Genomic DNA, 18,169 nt, shown 5'->3' with positions numbered 1-18,169 from the left:
ACCTTCTAGAAGCCACCATCAGCAATTGTCTCGTTCGAGCAACAACCCGCTGGAGATAGAGGTCAAACCCATCACTTTTCTGTAAACTGACAGAGTTATTACTCTCTCAGTTTATGAATTTTGACTATTCTCCCATTTGGGAAAAAACCCAGGCGATGGCCAATGGTTTTTTGGCTTTACTGCCAAATATCGTCCTGGCCATTGTCGTATTTTTTATCTTCTTTTTAGTTGCTAAAGGCATTCGCACCACAGTTAGGCGGCTAACTCAACAGCGGCGGCGAACTCGAAATGTGGGCCTGGTTTTGGGGCGTTTGGCCCAGGGCGCTACCGTTTTAATTGGTCTTTTTGTCGCCCTCTCAATCATTATTCCATCTCTGAAAGCCGGAGATTTAATTCAGCTCCTGGGCATCAGCGGGGTTGCGATCGGTTTTGCCTTTCGAGACATTCTACAAAATTTCTTAGCTGGCATCTTAATTTTATTGACCGAGCCATTTCAAATCGACGACCAGATCATTTTCAAAGACTTTGAAGGCACCGTCGAGCATATTGAGACTCGCGCTACCACGATTAGAACCTACGACGGCCGCCGCATCGTAATTCCCAATTCAGAGCTATTTACCAACTCGGTTTTGGTCAACACAGCCTTTGAAAATCGCCGTTTAGAGTACGACATCGGCATCGGCTACGGCGATGATATTGAAGCCGCTAAAGACCTGATTTTAGAAGCCGTACATGACACCGACGGGGTACTGCCCCACCCTGCCCCCGACGTGATTGTGGTCGACCTAGCCGACAGCACGGTTAACCTGCGCGCCCGCTGGTGGGTACAACCGCCGCGCCGCGCCGACGTGCTTGACCTGCAAGATCAGGTACTCATGAATATTAAAAACAAGTTGACGGCTAACGGCGTTGATATGCCTTTCCCCACCCAGCAAATTTTGTTCCATGACCAGACCGAGGAAACCGACGGCGATCGCACCCGCCAGCGCGAAGGCTGGCCCTCCCGTCGAGGAGAAGCCCCAAAGCCGCGCAGCATTGGGGGCTCACTGCGTCAGCTGGCCGATGCGCGCTCAGCCGGCAACGGCAAGTCTGCTAACTAGGCCGACCGTGAACCATGGAGCGATACCGAGATATCCGCTTAATCCTGCATGATTTTGGTCTGCTGCTGCACGTGCCCGGCATCATGGCTTTGCTTTCGATACCGGTCTGCCTTTACTTTGAGGAGTACTATGCCATTGCGCCTTTTTTAGCGACGGCGATCGCCGCCTTCGCGCTGGCCCAGGGGTTCTACCGGGTCAATTCGCCCAAGGTAGATAACTATTGCTCAGCGCCGCCATGGTGATGGGATGAGCGGCCGGATCGACCGCTGGGGGGCTGAAGCTCCACCGAATAGTGCTGCTGCTGGGCATTCGATGGCGATTTCAACAGCTTTTTGTCACCGCTGATGACGATATTTCCTATCGAATTAGCGATGAAGCCTTACCGGCATCCCAAGCTCATGAACAGGTCCAGTCGGCGGCCGGCTTAGCCAGTTTGTGGCTACTGCTGCTGGGCGTTGGCATTGTGATGCTCACCCATCTGGTCTCACCTAACTACACTCTGAAGGACATGATCTTTGAGGCGGCTTCTGCGACTAGCAACGTGGGGTTATCGACCGGCATTAGCGCCCCTCCTCTGCACTGGGGCGGCAAGCTAATGCTCATTCTGCTGAAGTGGGCGGGGCAGCTCGAAATTATTCCGGTGCTCCTGCTGGAGATAGCCATCTGCCGCCCGATTACTCAAACCGTGCTTAGGCGACACTCAGCGTAATTCTTCGATCCCCGCTATCCCTAGACTCTGCAATGAAACATATTAAGCTCAGCAAATTTTGGGATAACCTGCGATCGAGCTACTGGTTTTTGCCCACCCTGATGGCGGTTGGGGCGATCGCATTGGCGTTTGGCCTGCTGTCCATCGATCGTTCAAGTTCCATCGATATTAGTGCCCTAAGCTGGATTTACCAAGGCGGGGCCGATGGGGCACGGGCGGTGCTCTCAGTCATTGCAGGGTCGATGGTGACCGTAGCGGCCACCGCGTTTTCTATTACTATCGTGGCTCTACAGCTGGCGTCGTCCCATTTTGGGCCGCGCCTGTTGCGCAACTTCATGCAAGATCAGGGCAATCAGCTCGTGCTGGGCACCTTTATTGCCACGTTTATCTACTGTTTGCTGGTGCTGCGCACCATTCGGGGCGAAGACTACCAGTTGTTTGTGCCCCAGCTATCGGTGACGGTAGGGGTTTTGCTGGCCATGGCCAGCATTGGCGTGCTGATCTACTTCATTCACCACGCCTCCACCATCATTCAGGTCTCCCATGTGATTGCCGATGTCAGCCACGATTTAGAGCAAGTTACGAATCGCCTGTTTCCAGAAGCCCTAGGCCACGAGCTTGACCAGCCGGACGCGGGTAGCAAGGATATGCCGACCGATTTTGAAACTACCGCCGGACCCGTGTGGGCAAAGAAAACGGGCTATTTGCAAGGCATTGAAGACGACACCCTGATGCAGGTGGCCTGCGATCAGAATCTTTTGCTTCAGGTCAACGCCTATCCAGGCGCTTTTATCATTGAGGGTAGCCCCCTAGTGATGGCCTACCCCGCCAGTCGCATTACCCCATCGGTCGGCGATCGCATCAATCAAGCGTTTGTGATGGGCCGCGATCTCACCAAGCAGCAAAACGTAGCCTTTCCGATTGAGCAACTGGTCGAAATTGCGCTGCGGGCCTTATCTCCTGCCATCAACGACCCGTTTACAGCAATTCGCTGTATCGACCGACTGGCCGCTGGGCTGGCGCGGCTGGCCGAGCGCGAGTTGCCGTCGCCCTACCGCTATGACCAGTCCCACACGCTGCGGGTGATTGCCGCCCCAGTCAAGTTTGAAACCCTGGCCGATATCGCCTTTAGCCAAATTCGCCAGTACGGCAGCAGTGATACGGTCGTGATCGGTCGGCTGCTGGCGGCGATCGCCGCCATTGCCCCTTTTACCCGCCACTTCGAACAGCGCTATATCCTGCAACAGCACCTTGAGGCCATTTGGCACAGTAGCCAGCAAAACCTCAATCACCAACAGGATCTAGAAACCATAGAAAAGCAGTATCATACCGCTCTGGCCGCCCTACACCAGCCACAGTCAGCCGCCAAAACCATTCTATAAATTTCTTTTTTAAATAAATACAAAAACAAATACATAATTTCACACTCAGTCACTTGATTCTGACTGTTCCTTTTTCTATCTATAGACAGATATGGTTGCTACCATTTCGACAGATGGCGCACAATTTCTCAGCACCTATAACAACATTAAGCAGAAGAGTAGCTAGCGAAACTAGCGGTAAGAAAGTAAGCCGTCGGTGCATTAACAAGAAAAACACTGCCTTTGGGATCATCAACGAAGATGAGATCACCAGCAAACAATCTTGCAAAGCAGCTTTTCAGCGACAGTCATGTTGAGTTTGGAGTATAAAATTATGACTCAGTTCACTAGCAAAAAAACCGGTTTTGGCACCGCCTCAAAGATGCCTAGCGGCCAATCCAGGAAACAGAAATTTTTCCGGAGTACGCTTGCTATCGGTCTAATCGCTGGGCTGATGGGTGCCTGCGCCGAAAGCACACCTCAAACTGAAACCTCAGATGGTTCGACAAATGTGCAAACCGAGGAAGTTGCTGAAAACACTGAAGGCTACATCGGTCAAGTCGTCACTATTAGAAGCGAACCCGTTGAGAAAGTAGGCGATAACTCCTTCACCGTTAGCGATGAACAGTTCTTTGGTAGCGAGCCCATCCTGGTCATCAATGCTTCGGGCGAACCCCTGCTGCTACCAGAAGATGGTGTTGAAGTGCAGGTAACCGGGGAAGTTCGCAATTTCCTGATCTCAGAGGTCGATCAAGAATTTGATCTAACCCTTGACCCAAACCTTTATGAAGAGTACGAGGAGCAGCCGGTAATCATTGCTCAATCGATTGCGCTAGCTCCAGAACCGGGCGAAATCTCTGACAACCCTGAGCAGTACTATGGCGAGACCCTAGCTGTAACCGGCCAAGTAGAAGAGATTCAGAGTGAAGACATGTTCACCCTGCAGGAAGAGCAGCTGCTAGGGGCAGAGAGCCTGCTGGTTATCTATGCCCAGCCCAAGGCAGGATCCTCGGCATCTCAGGCGGTACCGCCTACCCTTACTGACGATGAGCAGGTTGCAGTTACTGGTGTGCTGCGCCCCTTCGTCATCAGTGAATTGGAGCGCGACTATGAGCTGACCTGGGATGCTGGAGTGCAGGAGCAGCTAGAGGCCGACTACAGCGAAAAGCCGGTTTTGATTGCGACCCAAATTTACCCTTCGGCTATTCCTGAATAGCATCGACACTGGGATGCTGCTATTGCAGCCGTCCATTGGGTTAGAACGGGTTGACGTAGGGGCGTTGCACTGCAACACCCCTACCCAAGGATTCTGCTGCTGTTTACCTATCCTTTGGTTAACAGTAGCGGGTTTTTGTAAACCGCTACTGCGATGGCAGCAGCAGTTTCTATTGCAATTTTGGGTGGGGGTAATGAGGCCTAGCTAAGATTCAGCCGTACTGTCGTTATTCCCTCACGCAGCGGCTGCTGTTGCTGAGTCCAGATTTGTTTGATGGCGGGGCCAACTAAGGGAGAGAAAATGCTGAGCCCCTGGCGTAACAGTCCAAAGCGACGCAGCAGTTCTCCCCGGCTGGCTTCGTGAGCCTGAAGCTTTTGGGCTTGGATAATCTCTGGCTCACGTTCGGTCTGGATGTGGGCTAAAGCGCGATCGAGAGCGGTAGGGTTTGGGGCCGACGTGTCGGCGGTTTTGAAGACTGGAATTAGGTGGTTGGCTGCTGCGATCGCATCCCTAAGCGCCATATTGATGCCCTGAGCACGCACGGGCGACATGGGGTGGGCAGCATCGCCCAACAGCAGCAGACCAGGGCGGTGCCAGCGGGGGCAGCGACCGACCAGCACCGAGAGGCGCATGGGGGGTGAGATGCTGTCTTTTGCCAATTGGAAGTGTTCTACAAACTCGGGCGGTACCAGGGCGGCGAAGGTGGTGGCCCAGTCTTTCTGCTCGGTGGGCTCGGTGGATGCGATCGCCCAGGCCAGGTGCATTTTGCCCTCCTCTGCTCCGTGAAACAGGCTAAAGACTCGTCCTTTTTTGACTACGGTGCAGAAGCGATTGTCGGCAGCATAGCCTGGTGGTGCTAGCAGCTCGAACCAGAGCACATCGATACTTTTTGGCTGGGTTTCTAGGATTAGTTCGGCTTTTTTTCGAATAACGGAGGCGCGACCATCGGCTCCAATTACCAGGTCAGCCTTGAGGATGCGACCGTCAGTCAGGTGAACTCCTGTGACGCGATTTTCGTTCTGGGAGGCTTCACTATCGCTCTGCCACAGCACATCTTTTACCGCTGTTCCGGCTATCCACTCAAAATTGGGTTGGCGCTGGGCGGTCTGCACTAGGGCTTCTAGCAGCGGTGGTTGGGAAACTAGGGTGCAGGGGCGGGCTGACCCCAGGGGTTCGTCGGCGCGGAAGAGGCGGCGATCGTTGAGCCAAAATTCCCAGGCGCTGAGGGGGCGGTGGGGGACTGTTTTTAGCAGCGGGTCTAATCCCATTTGGGTGAGGGCATCGAGGCCACTGGGCATGAGCCCTTCGCCACGAAACTGGCGCTGAAAGTCGCGAGTGGCTTCGATCAGGGTGACGGGGATGCCTCGCCGAGCCAATAGGAGGGCCAAGGTCGCTCCGGTGGGGCCAGCGCCAACGATGATGACTCTAGGCATGGGACGAAGAGTTTAGTAGAACTTGAGTTAAGAGTATACGTAGGGTGGGCATTGCCCACCGCTAACCTGGGCAAAAGCATTGGCTGTAGTGGCGCACAATTGGAGATAAAGCCGGATCTACTGCTGGGGCCATTTCGCTGGCCCCAGACCCCCGTCGACAAGGACGTTCCGTCGTCCTTGACCTCACGGAAAGGATGGGTTGATCATCGGTTTAAACCTCTGTTCTGCCAATGGGCCTGAGGGTTAATATAAACCCTGTCGTTCCTTGGATCACCATAGGGTGGGCATCACACCGTTTAGACTGGGGCTACCGATCGAGAGAATCGTATTGCTCGCCGACCCAGGGCATAATCGCTAGATCCTCGAAGCTGACCTGGCGGTCTTTCTCTAAAACTTCGATGCGGCGTTTTTCGGCATAGATTTGGCGCTGGTATTCGGCGAACTGTTCAGGGGCGATGGTGCAGTCAGTCTTTTCCCACAGGGCGAGAAAATGGCGGTAGCGCTTTTCGCAGAGGTTTTTTTCCATGCAGGCGGCGGCGGCGCGAATGATTAAGGGGGCGCGGATGATGTCGCGCTTTGCCTTTTCGCTGAGGTGCAGCAGGGCTTGCAGGGGTGTGGTGGCTAAACCAGTGTCGGCAAGTTGGTTGCGCAAGAGGTTGACCAGATCAACTCTGGGGTCGTCGGCTTTGGTGAGCAGTTGCTGCATCTGCCGCCACAGGGCGCGGTGGTGAGAGTAGCTAAACTGCAAGTCACGGTCTTCGAGCACCTGGCGAATCTCGTCGCGGTGGGCGGCATCGTGGAGAAAAATGCGCAGCAGGGCGGCTTCGGCCTGCTCTAGAGAAGTGGCACTGGGAGTGGTGGCGGGAGCAGATCGGGTAGGCGCTTCTGAAGAAGTGGTGCGGCGCTGGCGGCGCACCTGGGTGACGAGGTTTTCAGCAAGTAGGGGCACCAGTCGGCTGTCGCCATTGCTAAAGATTTCGGCGCAGTAGCGTACGTAGTGGGTGCGGGTGTCGGCGTTGGCGATGTCGCTGAGCAGTTTGACCACCGCCTGGCTGGTCTGCTGAAACTGGTCGGCCTGACGCAGGTCTTTGCCGCCAATTAGGTTGTTGATCTGCCAGTCAATCCAGAGGGGGGCGGCCTCGATCAGGTCGCGGTAAGCGGCGGCACTGTGGTGCCGCAAAAACTCGTCGGGGTCTTTGCCGTCGGGAATGTTGAGCACCCGCAGCTGCACATCGCCCCGGTAGGCCATCTCCTCGACTTCGCCGATCGCCCGCTGGGCCGCCTTGACTCCAGCAGCATCGGCATCGAAGTTGAGCAAAATTTGCTTGGATTCGGTGTAGCGCAGCAGTTGGCGCACCTGGGCTGCGTTCAAGGCCGTGCCCAGGGCGGCGACAGAGTTCTCTAGCCCAGCGGAGTAGAGGGCAATGACATCGAAGTAACCTTCGACCACGATCGCACGGTCATCTTTAGCGATCGCCGCTCGCGCCAGATCTAGCCCATAGAGGGTTTTGCCTTTGTCAAACAGCTCGGTGTCGGGCGAGTTGAGATACTTGGGCTTTTCGTCACCTAGGGCACGGCCGCCAAAGCCAATCACCCGGCTCTGCCCATCACGAATGGGAATCATCAGGCGATCGCGAAACCGATCGTAATGGCCATCGCCTTTTTGGCGGGGCACAATCAGCCCCGCCTTTTCCACTAGCTCGACGGGGTAGTGCTTTTGCTCAACCAAATAGCCGTAGAGGGTCTGCCAGCCCCCCGGCGCAAACCCCAGCTGAAACTGCTGAATGGTAGCGTCATTCAGGCCCCGCTCGTATAGGTAGGCTAGGGCCGTGGCCCCGTCGATCTGCTGGAGGGCATGCTCATAAAATCTAGCCGTCAGCGCCAAAATTTCGTAGAGCTGCTCCCGCAGGGTGAGCTGCCGCTGAAGCTCTTGGCGTTTGGCGGGTTCCAGCGTCGTTACCGGCACCTGGTAGCGCTGGGCCAGGTCGAGCACCACGTCGGCAAAGGAGCGCTTGTTCAGCTCCATTAAAAACTTAAAGGCATTGCCCCCCGCCCCGCAGGAAAAACAGTAGTAAAACTGCTTGCCGGGGCTGACGCTAAAGCTGGGCGACTTGTCTTCGTGGAAGGGGCAGAGGCCGACAAAATCTTTACCCTGCTTTTTCAGCACTACATGCTGGGAGACCACATCGACAATGTCGGTGCGATCGCGCACCGCTTCGATAGTGTCGGGGTGGAGTCGAGGGGTATCCATAGTGTTGAGGCTGCGCGGTGGCCGGGAGTCAGACCACTACATGTTGGGGCGTGGCTTGATTGTAGCCCATGGTGCTCAGCGATCAGTTGCCAAAAATTTCTTTGGGCAAAGCCAGGAGGTCGTCAATCTTTTGCATCTAGCGCTCCTGGTTTATGACAGGAAAATAGGTCGTCCACAGCTACCCAACTGACAAAAAAATCGCTGCTGGGGGCGTTTAAGCTTCCCTAGCGGCGATTTTTAATATCAGTACTGTATATCCCGTGGTTGCCCAAGCGGGAGATCAGCTTAGTTTACTCGGCCACTACCCGCAGGTTGACGATGGCAGTCACTTCAGGGTGCAGCTTCACTTCGGCCTGGTATTCGCCAAGCTTGTTGATGTCGGGTACCGAAATATCACGGCGATCGACTTCTTTGTCCGCCAGCGACTTGATCACATCGGCCACATCGCCAGAGGTGACAGTACCAAAGATGGCCTCGTTCTCACCGACGGGCTTTTGAATGGTGAACATGCCAATAGTGGTCAGCGCTGTCTTGATCGCTTCAGCCTCTTGCTTAATCTCTAGCAGCCGCTGCTTTTGCGCCTCGCGCCGACGCTCTACCTGCTTCAGCACGCCGGGGGTGGTGCGCACTGCTTTCCCGTTAGGGATAAGATAATTACGTGCATAGCCAGGGGCAACATCTACCAGGTCGCCGTTATAGCCCAGCTTGCGAACATCTTCTGTAAGAACTACCTGTACCCGTTTTGCCATGATTTTTCTCGTATAGCCCAGTTGACCATACTACCCAAAGGTGTTGTGTCTTGGCAACCCTTTACCTATCGCTCCATAACTTACCCTGGCCCATGATTAGACTTGTGTTTGCCCTGGTGCCCGCTGTCTGGGTGATTGCGATCGCCATTATCGCCGTGCAAAACGCCACCCCTGTCTCCATTCAATTTTTGAATCTGCAATCGATCGCCATTCCCTTTGGGGTGCTACTGGCCTTTTGCGTGGCCGCCGGTATGCTGGCCGCCGCTCTAGTGCTGCTGGTGCTGGGGGGAAACCCGCTGCGGTCGCCGCGCCGTCAAAAATAACGGCCTGAGCCGTAGCCCAGACCGTTAGTTAAGTCATCTACCGATTTTATCGACGGCCCAACTAATTGCTGGGTGCGGTCGTGACGTTGTCGCCAGCGCGGGCTTCTTTAATCTCGGTGCTCAGCGCTTTCAATGCCTCGGCATACTGAGGGTCGGCATCGGTGCCAATGGCCTCACGATTAGTCGCGAGTTCTTCCTGCTGCTCTTCAGTCAACTCGATCGAAATGTCGGGCTCAATGCCAGACTTGTTGATGTCGGTGCCATCGGGGGTGAGGTACTTGGCCACCGTAATCGCTACCCCAGAGCCATCGCCCAAGCTACGCACCGATTGCACCAGGCCCTTGCCGAAGGTGCGAGTGCCCACCAAAATGGCCCGCTCGTTATCCCTTAAGGCCCCAGACAAAATTTCGCTAGCGCTGGCCGAGCCGCCGTCAACCAGCACCACGAGAGGCTTATCGGTTAGGGCACGGCTATTAGCTGTTTCTTCGTCAGCCACTCCCTGACGATTGACCGTAGAGACAATAATGCCGCTGTCGATCCACATGCGAGCAATGTCAATGCTGGAGTACAGCAGCCCACCAGGGTTAGAGCGCAGGTCAAGCACGTAGCCCGTCACCCCCTGGCTTTCGAGATCTTCGATGGCTGCACCCATTTCTTCGGCGGCGTTGGCGCTGAACTGGTTAAGGCGGATATAGCCCACCTGTCCTTCAGGGCCAGCCTGCACGTTGTAGCGCACTGGATGGATCTCAATGCGGGCGCGCACCAAAGATACTTCCAATTCTTCTTCGCCCCGGCGAAGGGTGAGGGTGACCTCAGAGCCAACAGTACCGCGAATTTTGCTCACCGCGTCATTGAGCTCCATGGCTTCGGTAGATTCGCCATCAATGGCCAAAATCACGTCCTGGGGGCGAATACCTGCATCAAAGGCCGGTGTGTCTTCGATGGGAGCAACAACGACGATTTCTTTGCTCTCTTCATCCTGAGAGATTTGAATGCCGACCCCGGTAAGTTCGCCAGAGGTGTCAATCTGCATGCTGCGAAACTCTTCGGGATCCATGAAGCGGGTGTAGGGATCCTCTAGCTTCTCCAGCATCTCGCGGATAGCCCCGTAGGCCTCTTCCTGGTCGGTGTAGTTTCGCCCTAGGTAATCCGTTCGCACCGCATCCCAATCGACCTGGTTAAAGGTGGCATCGACGAAATTGCGGTCAATTAGCTGCCAAACTTGATCAATCAGTTCCTTGGGGCTTTCTTCAAAGAAAGCTTTGCTTTGGGACAGGTGAATCCCAGCGCCGGTTACAGTTACCGCCGCCACAGCAATGGCCGTGGCACCTAGGATTAGTCCGCGCTTTGCAAATGTCATGTGTGATATAGGTTCTAGCAGCAAATTACGCCCAATCTAACACACACAATTGAGAAGGAAGGGGAAGATTTCGTGAGGAATTTTGCCCCCGTTACTAACGGTAACAATAGACACTTAGAGAAGAAAACTAAGGGAAAAATAGGGGTTTAATACTATTTTTCAGCGGTAATCGGTCTAGCGGCAGCAGCGGCCATGGCCCTAACCCCCGTGCTACCTAGAGTGCCGCGCTATAATCAATCGCGATCCTTTGCAGGCGCTGTCTGTGAAACGCTAACTCGATGGACCGCTGATCTAAAGCCCCAGGCGTTGAGACGTTTAAATCCTATGGGCACATCTATCGCTGATCAGGGCACCCACATTTTGCTGGTGGGCACCAACGAGGGCCAAACCCGCCAGATGGAGTTTGACCTCCAAGAGGCTGGCTACCATCCTGTGGTAGCCAGCAGTGCTAAGGCAGGTCTTGCTCTAGCGACTGAGAGCCATCCGGCGTTGGTTGTGGTCGATCGCCTGCTGGGGGGCGAGTCGGGGCTGGTGCTGTGCCAAACCCTGCGCAACCAGGGCATTAAGTCGCCGATTGTGCTGCTGATGGCCAAAGACAGCCTTGAAGACCGGGTGGCCTGCCTCGAATGCGGCGCTGACGACTATTTTCTCAAACCTTACCGCGCCGACGCTTTTTTAAAGATCGTGCAGCTCTACCTGCAATCGGCCCCAGGAGAGGTTGAGCACCTGCGCTTTGGCGACCTGATGCTGGATTTAGACAATCGCCATGCGCTGCGGGGCGATCGCGTCATTGATCTAACGATGAAAGAGTTTGAGCTGCTCAAATATATGATGGAGCACCCCCGTGAGGTGCTGCCCCGCGAGCAAATTCTGGAGAATGTCTGGGGTTACGACTTTGTGGGCGAGTCGAACGTGATCGAGGTTTATGTGCGCTACCTGCGCCTCAAAATTGATGGCGAAGACGATAAGCGCCTGATTCAGACCGTGCGGGGCGTCGGGTACGTGCTGCGGGAGAGTTAGGCAGTCGGTGGGTGGACGAGTGGGTAGGTGGATGGGTGAGGACAACATCCAGCCAGTGAGCGACTAGAATGGTACCGCCCTAATTGGGCATCCGCAGTGATTTTTCCGGTTTTCTATGGCCTATCGTTTTGCTGGTTTGGCTCCCCAACGGCTTCATCTTTGGCTGAGGCAGGGTATGGCCTTGAGCCTGGTGCTTAGCGCTCTGGTGTTGGGAGCAGGGTGCGGGCCAACACCCTCCACCACTGAGCCACCTTCCACAACTGGCAATGCCCCATCCACACCGACTGCGACCGAAACCCCTATGGCTGACCCTCGCGGCCAACAGCTTGCCGTCACAGCGGTGACGACCCTGGGTGGCGAAGAGATCTTTTTAGAAGTGGCGGTTACCCCCCAGCAGCAGGCCCTGGGGCTGATGTATCGCGACGCGCTGCCGGACGATCGCGGCATGCTGTTTCCCATGGGGCGATCGCGCCCGGTGAGTTTTTGGATGAAGAATGTGCCGGTAGCGCTGGACATGGTGTTTGTCTACCAAGAGCAGATCGTGGGACTCGCGGAGGCTCCCCCCTGCACTGCCGACCCTTGCCCGACCTATGGCCCAAGCAATCAGCTGGTGGATCACGTGATTGAGCTGCGGGCTGGGCGCGCTGCCGAACTGGGCCTAGCTGTGGGGGATGAGGTCGTGATCAGGGAATTGGGGCAATAGAATCTTGTAGGATAGCCGTCCCGGCTGTCCTACAAGATTCTTCCCGAGGACATCCAAGACTCGAATAACTACCCTCTTGTGGGATGGGCCTCTGGCCCGTCTACCACAGTTGACTTAGGACTATAAATAATCCAGATTAGGCCACAGAACTGTTAGAGCTAAGGCAAATTCTCCGCGCCAGGCCGAACTCACCGCTGAGAAATTCTGATCACAGTGCATCCTACTGATACAAAAACAGCCGTTTGGCGGCGCGTGTGAAGGCGACATAGCAGAGCTGGTTGCGCTCGATCGCGTTGCGGTTGGCGGCCATTGATGGCACATCCACAAACACATCTTGAAAAGTTGACCCCTGGCTTTTATGGATGGTGAGGCTGTAGGCGTAGTCAACGGCGTGGAAGCGCTGCTGCAAATCCCAAAACTCCATCCAGCGCTTTTCTTTGGCGAGAAAGTCGAGCTTGGTTTTGAACTCGGCCTGACCCGACTCGTGCAGCACCCGCAGGGTTTTATTGTCGCCGGTTTCAGTCTCGACTTCGAGCATCCACAGAGGCCACTCGCCCTCGCGACCCCGAGCAATATTGAGCACCTCACACTCGGCAGAGGTGGGCAGCACGATCGCTTCTTTTTCTAAACAGGGGTTAATGGCAATCAGTCGATCGCCGGGCACAAACCGTTTGGCATTGGCACCATGGATGGCAGCGCGAATGGTGTGGTTGAGCTGAGCCACCCGGCGATTGGTGTAGGCCAGGGCGCGCACCTGGTCGGGGTTTTTCTGGTAGGCGGGGCTGGTAAAAGCGCGAATCAGCAGGTCGTGCCAGGCCTGGCGGGGCAGCACAAAGCAGCCTTCGGTATTGTCGGCATTGGTGTCGTTGGCGAACTGGGGCAGGGCATCGCGCTCCAGGTTGCGGCGAATGTCTTCGGCGATTACGCCGATCGCGCCGCCGTAGCGCACCACCTCGGTGAGCTGTGATCGGTGAATAATCTGGCGAAAGCAGGCCGACTCGGGCTCGTTGACCGGTGGTAGCTGAGCCGAATCACCCACAAACAAAATCTGAGTGCCCCGATACAGGTTCGACACGGCATTCACCAGCAGATCCCACAGCTCCTGGTTGATCATTGAGCATTCGTCGATAATTACCAGCCGGTAGCGATCGATCTGGCTTGCCTGCTGGCGATCGATCGCAAACACCTGCTTACCGTTCTCTTCGTCGATCACCGGACGCAGGCCTAGCAGCTTGCAGCAGGTCATGGCGTCAATATCTAACCGCCACTGGGCCGCCATCGCCGCCAGCACCTTAGTGGCTTTGTTGCTAAAGGCGCTCAGCACGATGGGGCGATCGTCACCGCGATCGCGCAGTCCATTCACAAACACCTGGAGCAGTGTGGTTTTGCCCGTGCCCGCGTAGCCGGTTAGCAGATACAGCTTTTCATTGCCCTGCACAAAGGCGTCCAGAGCATCAAGGGCGGCCTCTTGCTCAGTGGTGAGCGCCAGGGCAGCATTAACGGATTTTGATAGGGATGCAGCCATGGGCGGGGAACAGGTGTTCTATCCCAGGTTAGCCTGATTCACGATCTCAGACAGGGGAGACTTCATCCTAGGGCATGCTTTGAACGGCAGCCGCAATGAGACTGGCCAGCGTAGGTTTATCGATCTGGCCCTTGGCGACCTGCATCACTAAATCGTAAGCGTCATCGTTCGTTAATAGCAGACGTTTTCCATTTACTCGCAAAAAAGTGTCCATTACCGCAAACGCTGTGCGCCTGTTGCCGTCTACAAAAGGATGATTGTTCGACAAATGATATAGATAGGCTGCCGCCTGCTCCGCCAGGGTTGGATGCAGCAGCTCGCCGCCAAAGGTAACTTGAGGCTGAGCCAGAGCTGAATCTAGCAGCCCTGCATCTCGCACGCCTTCAGTACCCCCAAACCGCTCAATCTGTCTGGCATGGAGCCTCAAAACTGCTTCTACATCTAAAAACTTAGGAGTCGGCAAGGCGACGATAGACCTCTTCGCGTTCTTGCTCAGACTCTAGATAGGCTTGCCACACCTCGTCATGAGGGGCCACGTTTGGGCCAGTTCTTAGACCCTGAACGTAAGCCAAAATTTCAGCCAGCGTTTCCACGGGCAGATGGTCGATCTCTTCTAGAATTTGGTCTTTGAGGGTGGTAGCGGTGGTCATGGCTCTGGCCTCAACCTATAGCGACGCATCGTTATTTTAGTCTGGCTGCGATCGCCCCGTAGCAACGGGCAGCAGACCGCTGCACAGGGCAATATCAGTATCCTGTGCCTAAACCACCGCCATGTCAGCTTTAATGGCGAAGATATGCCCAATGGTTTCTTCCACCGAGCGATCGGGGGTCGAAGCGCCAGAGGTGACGCCCACGGTAATAGGACCATCGGGCAGCCAGTTTTTGGTCACCGTCAGGTCGCCGTGGAGTGGCTTGTGCTCGATGCGGTTGCCGGGGCCAATGCGGCTGGCGCTGTCAATGTGGTACGAGGGGATATTGCGCTCGATCGCAATCTCTTGCAGGTGAGTAGTGTTGGAAGAGTTATAGCCGCCGATCACCACCATGAGGTCAAGCTTTTCATCCACCAGTTCGAACATGGCGTCTTGGCGCTCTTGGGTGGCGTCGCAGATGGTGTTGAAGCTGAGAAAATGGTCGTTGAGGGCCTGGGGGCCGTACTTTTTGAGGATGGTGTGCTCGAAGAGTTTGCCGATTTGCTCGGTTTCGCCCTTGAGCATGGTGGTTTGGTTGGCGACGCCGATGCGATCGAGGTCGGTGTCGGGGTCGAACCCGGCGGAGTAGGCGTTGCCAAACTTGGCCATAAATTCGGCCTTATCGCCACCGTTGAGAATATAGTCGGCCACATAGTTGGCCTGGTCTAGATTCAGCACCACCAGGTATTTGCCTGCGAAGGAGCTGGTGGCCACGGTTTCTTCGTGGTTGTACTTGCCGTGAATGATGGAGGTGTGGTCTCTTTTCTTATGCTTCTCAACGGTGTTCCACACCTTAGAGACCCAGGGGCAGGTGGTATCGACAATGGTGCAGCCCTTGTCGTTGAGCAGCTGCATTTCCTGCACGCTGGCCCCAAAGGCGGGCAGAATCACCACGTCGCCCTGGCCCACAATAGAGAAATCTTTTTCGCCATCGACGACTTCAATGAACTCCACTGCCATGTCTTTGAGGCGCTGGTTGACGCTGGGGTTGTGGATGATTTCGTTAGTGATCCAGATGCGCTCGGTGGGGAAGTGCTGGCGGGTTTCGTAGGCCATAGCCACGGCCCGCTCAACCCCCCAGCAAAAGCCAAAGGACTGGGCCAGTTTGATGGTGACGTTGCCGCGAGTGAGGGTGTAGCTGCGATCGCGAATTTCTTGAATTAGCCCGCTGTTGTACTCGGTCTGCATTTGCCCGGCGACTTCTTCCCCGTGGCCAAACCCCTGGCGAAAGTACTTGTCGGAGTGGTTTAGAGAGCGCTTAAAGGCCTTGGTATCCATCGAATTTTCACCGGGTGCAGCACGTTATCTAGGATAGCGGGTTGTGGGTGGGAGTTTGGGGTGCGATCGCCCAGTAAATTTCAATCATTGCCCCTCAAAAAGCCCAGGCTATAGTAGTGGGCAACCGCAACCCCCGTCCCCACCATGACCGGATTTGAACCCCTGATTGGAGCCGCCGCCGCTGGTCTAGGTGGCCTAATCACCAGCTTGGTCAAAGACAAGGGCACTGAAACCCTCAAAAAAATCGATTGGGACATCGGCAAAAACCTGGCTTTGAGAAAGGCGATGGTGAACTACGTGCGCCTCTACATAGAGCGCCACGGCACCCTCAAAGTCGCCTGCGTACGTATGGATTCAGTAGGGCTCGACAAAATCTATACTGCTGTACAACTGCTCGATCGCTCGGCCCTGCGCTATTTTGAATCGGAAGATGCCCTGCAAGAGCAGTACCGCGAAAGCGGCAAGCGTGGATTTAACGTTACTTGCGCCGAGAAGAAATCTGGCCTACAAGTTGCCAACGACCAACAATACCTGATGGTGCTGGGTGGGCCGGGGGTGGGCAAATCGACCTTTTTGCGAAAAGTAGGTCTAGAAGCCTTACGTACCCTAGGTCGCCGAGACTTTGCAGCCAAAGACCCCGGTAATCTGCTGGTACCCCAAGAGATTTTTTACCAGCACGCCTGCATCCCTGTCATTCTAGAGCTGCGGCAGTTCGACAAACCTAATATCAGCATCAAGGCCGTGATTGCAGAAGAACTAGAGACCTGCGGCTTTCCTTATTCAGAAGACCTCACGGAGCTATTTCTCAAAAACGGCAAGTTGCTGGTGCTGCTGGATGGCCTAGACGAAGTACCCACAGCCAATTTGGATCACGTCCTCAGAGAGATTAGGAGCCTGGTTGATCGCTACAGTGACAACCGCTATATCGCCTCTTGTCGAGTGGCCGCATATACTTTTGGCGGCTTTACACGTTTCAAAGATGTGGCCATGGCGGCATTTGAAGATGAGCAGATTCAGCAGTTCATCAAAAATTGGTTTCAAAAAGAGCGCGATGCCGAAACTAACACCGCCGAGCGCTGCTGGCAACTGCTAAACAGCCCTGAATACCAGGCCGCCAAAGAACTGGCCCAAACTCCGCTGCTGCTGACCCTGCTGTGCGTTGTCTACGACGACTATCAAGACTTTCCCAAAAAGCGCCATGCCCTATATGGTGAAGCCTTAGACGTGCTGCTACGCAAGTGGGCCTCTGAAAAGCGAATTCAACGCAACCCTATTTATCAAGAGTTGAGTACCGAGCTAGAGCTAGACATGCTGGCTGAGATTGCCTACACCAGTTTCGTGGACGATCAGCTTTTCTTTTCTAAAGATCGGTTGATCAACCAAATTCGGGAATTTTTGATAAACAACCTCAATGCCCCCGGCCATCTGGATGCCGAAACCGTGCTGAAAGAAATTGAGATTCAGCAAGGTATCTTGGTTGAACGAGCGCGAGATGCCTACTCATTTTCGCACTTAACGTTTCAGGAATATTTAACCGCCAAGTGTATTGTTGACAATCAGAAGATTGACCAGCTTGTGCGCAACCATTTAACTGAACAGCATTGGCGGGAAGTTTTCTTGTTAGTGGCAGGACTCGCACCTGGCAAGCGTGGGGCTGATGATTTACTACTTGCCATAGAGCACCAAGTGCAAAACCACTATCTTGCCTCACCTAAACTCAAGTTGTTACTAAACTGGGCCACTGCCGCCACTGAAGGCTCTCCAGGACAAAGTAAAGCTGTCGCAAAACGAACCGCTGCTCTCGTCCTCGCCATCGACCATGCCTCTACACTTGATGCCGCCTTTGGTATCACTCGTATTTATTCTGGCGACATTGATCAGGGTCGTAATTTCAATCAGAGTTGTGACCTTGACGATGTCAACAAACTAGCTGTATTGGAGCAGATAGTCTTTTGCCAAGAAGCTATTCTTCTAGCGCGTAACCTTGATCACAACTTTACGTATGAATTTCGTTTTTTTGCTGCTCAACCCTCTTTTGAAAACATCTATCACTATTTACTGGAAAGAACTATTTGCCTAGTCAATGAGTTTAAAAAAGCTGGTGTATTCAAGTGCGAGCTAATTGATCCCTTAATAATCGATCTAGATGCTTTACATCAACGCATTCTTTCCAATGAATTGCCAGAGATAGAACAGTTTCAGATTATGGGCGAAGGATTTCTATCATTTGCCAGAAACCTTGGATTCGAAGAGTATCATGTCGTAAAAACACGTCAGGAAGTTGAACTATTTTCCAACTTCTTTCACACCCTAGAATTCATGATTCGTTGTAAAGAAGCGGCGGTGCGGGTGTCGCCGCAGGTGTGGGCAGGCATTGAGTCGCGCATGGTCACAGTACCCACCGAGTAAATCAATTTAGCCTACGCCTATGTTTCCAAAGTAGAGCGAGCTT

Annotated in this window: 16 protein-coding genes and 1 pseudogene; 9 read left to right on the top strand and 8 right to left on the bottom strand. The window is 54.5% G+C overall.

The genetic code is table 11. The annotated features are described in order from the left end of the window. Positions 1-113: 113 nt before the first annotated feature. The 5 genes and pseudogenes from H6F57_RS19875 (at position 114) to H6F57_RS19855 (ending at position 4,386) form a co-directional block, all read left to right on the top strand. Positions 114-1,100 (top strand): mechanosensitive ion channel family protein, encoded by a 987-nt coding sequence (locus H6F57_RS19875; protein ID WP_190626827.1) that lies wholly within the window; start codon positions 114-116, stop codon positions 1,098-1,100. Between the two features lie 14 nt (positions 1,101-1,114). Beyond that, positions 1,115-1,342, top strand: coding sequence for a hypothetical protein (locus H6F57_RS19870; RefSeq protein WP_190626825.1), 228 nt, complete (start codon positions 1,115-1,117; stop codon positions 1,340-1,342). Between the two features lie 20 nt (positions 1,343-1,362). Continuing rightward, a pseudogene (locus tag H6F57_RS19865) lies at positions 1,363-1,809 on the top strand (potassium transporter TrkG); the annotation flags it as partial. A gap of 32 nt (positions 1,810-1,841) precedes the next feature. Beyond that, entirely contained in the window at positions 1,842-3,191 is a 1,350-nt protein-coding gene (locus H6F57_RS19860; RefSeq protein WP_190626821.1) for a DUF2254 domain-containing protein, read from the top strand. Positions 3,192-3,504: 313 nt separating this feature from the next. Beyond that, on the top strand, positions 3,505-4,386 hold the full coding sequence (locus H6F57_RS19855; RefSeq protein WP_242024867.1) for a hypothetical protein: 882 nt from the start codon (positions 3,505-3,507) through the stop codon (positions 4,384-4,386). Positions 4,387-4,586: 200 nt separating this feature from the next. Here H6F57_RS19855 and H6F57_RS19850 read toward each other — a convergent pair whose 3' ends face one another. The 3 genes from H6F57_RS19850 to rplI form a co-directional block, all read right to left on the bottom strand. Further along, complete coding sequence (locus H6F57_RS19850; RefSeq protein WP_190626820.1) at positions 4,587-5,819, bottom strand: FAD-dependent oxidoreductase; 1,233 nt, start codon at positions 5,817-5,819, stop codon at positions 4,587-4,589. Between the two features lie 307 nt (positions 5,820-6,126). Then, entirely contained in the window at positions 6,127-8,070 is a 1,944-nt protein-coding gene (gene dnaG, locus H6F57_RS19845; RefSeq protein ID WP_190626818.1) for a DNA primase, read from the bottom strand. A gap of 290 nt (positions 8,071-8,360) precedes the next feature. Further along, positions 8,361-8,819 carry a 50S ribosomal protein L9 gene (gene rplI / locus H6F57_RS19840; RefSeq protein WP_190626817.1) on the bottom strand — a complete coding sequence of 153 codons (459 nt, stop codon included), beginning with the start codon at positions 8,817-8,819 and terminating at the stop codon, positions 8,361-8,363. 92 nt (positions 8,820-8,911) lie between these two features. Between rplI and H6F57_RS19835 the strand changes: the two genes are divergently transcribed. Beyond that, positions 8,912-9,142, top strand: a complete 231-nt coding sequence (locus tag H6F57_RS19835) for a lipopolysaccharide assembly protein LapA domain-containing protein (RefSeq protein ID WP_190626815.1) — start codon at positions 8,912-8,914, stop codon at positions 9,140-9,142. 61 nt (positions 9,143-9,203) lie between these two features. Here the strand turns inward: H6F57_RS19835 and ctpC are convergent, their stop codons facing one another. Beyond that, positions 9,204-10,502 carry a carboxyl-terminal processing protease CtpC gene (gene ctpC, locus H6F57_RS19830; RefSeq protein WP_190626814.1) on the bottom strand — a complete coding sequence of 433 codons (1,299 nt, stop codon included), beginning with the start codon at positions 10,500-10,502 and terminating at the stop codon, positions 9,204-9,206. 324 nt (positions 10,503-10,826) lie between these two features. Here ctpC and nblR point away from each other — a divergent pair, with 324 nt between their 5' ends. Together nblR and H6F57_RS19820 are read left to right on the top strand one after the other, a co-directional pair. Further along, complete coding sequence (gene nblR, locus H6F57_RS19825) at positions 10,827-11,522, top strand: response regulator transcription factor NblR (RefSeq protein ID WP_190626813.1); 696 nt, start codon at positions 10,827-10,829, stop codon at positions 11,520-11,522. A gap of 115 nt (positions 11,523-11,637) precedes the next feature. Beyond that, positions 11,638-12,225: a DUF192 domain-containing protein gene (locus tag H6F57_RS19820; protein WP_242024866.1), complete on the top strand. Its 588-nt coding sequence runs from the start codon at positions 11,638-11,640 to the stop codon at positions 12,223-12,225. 220 nt (positions 12,226-12,445) lie between these two features. On the opposite strand, the gene H6F57_RS19815 is transcribed toward H6F57_RS19820, so the two are convergent. From H6F57_RS19815 to H6F57_RS19800, 4 genes are all read right to left on the bottom strand, one after another. Continuing rightward, a complete protein-coding gene (locus H6F57_RS19815) occupies positions 12,446-13,750 on the bottom strand; it encodes an AAA family ATPase (RefSeq protein ID WP_190626811.1) in 1,305 nt (434 codons plus the stop codon). A 67-nt stretch (positions 13,751-13,817) separates the two neighbouring features. Further along, the gene (locus H6F57_RS19810) at positions 13,818-14,213 is read right to left on the bottom strand and encodes a type II toxin-antitoxin system death-on-curing family toxin (RefSeq protein WP_190626809.1); all 396 of its coding nucleotides are present in this window, start codon (positions 14,211-14,213) and stop codon (positions 13,818-13,820) included. Then, complete coding sequence (locus tag H6F57_RS19805; protein WP_190626808.1) at positions 14,200-14,400, bottom strand: DUF2281 domain-containing protein; 201 nt, start codon at positions 14,398-14,400, stop codon at positions 14,200-14,202. The genes H6F57_RS19810 and H6F57_RS19805 overlap by 14 nt, the downstream gene beginning before the upstream one ends. A gap of 108 nt (positions 14,401-14,508) precedes the next feature. Beyond that, a complete protein-coding gene (locus H6F57_RS19800) occupies positions 14,509-15,717 on the bottom strand; it encodes a 4-hydroxy-3-methylbut-2-enyl diphosphate reductase (RefSeq protein WP_190626806.1) in 1,209 nt (402 codons plus the stop codon). A gap of 348 nt (positions 15,718-16,065) precedes the next feature. On the opposite strand from H6F57_RS19800, the gene H6F57_RS19795 reads away from it, so the two are divergent. Then, positions 16,066-18,126: an NACHT domain-containing protein gene (locus tag H6F57_RS19795; protein ID WP_242042978.1), complete on the top strand. Its 2,061-nt coding sequence runs from the start codon at positions 16,066-16,068 to the stop codon at positions 18,124-18,126. Positions 18,127-18,169 lie beyond the last annotated feature (43 nt).

The sequence above is a fragment of the Leptolyngbya sp. FACHB-60 genome (assembly GCF_014695775.1).
In the GTDB taxonomy this organism is placed as follows: Bacteria; Cyanobacteriota; Cyanobacteriia; order Phormidesmidales; family Phormidesmidaceae; genus Nodosilinea.
Note: the sequence above shows the minus strand (reverse complement) of the source record. Positions and strands in the feature narration are given on the sequence as shown.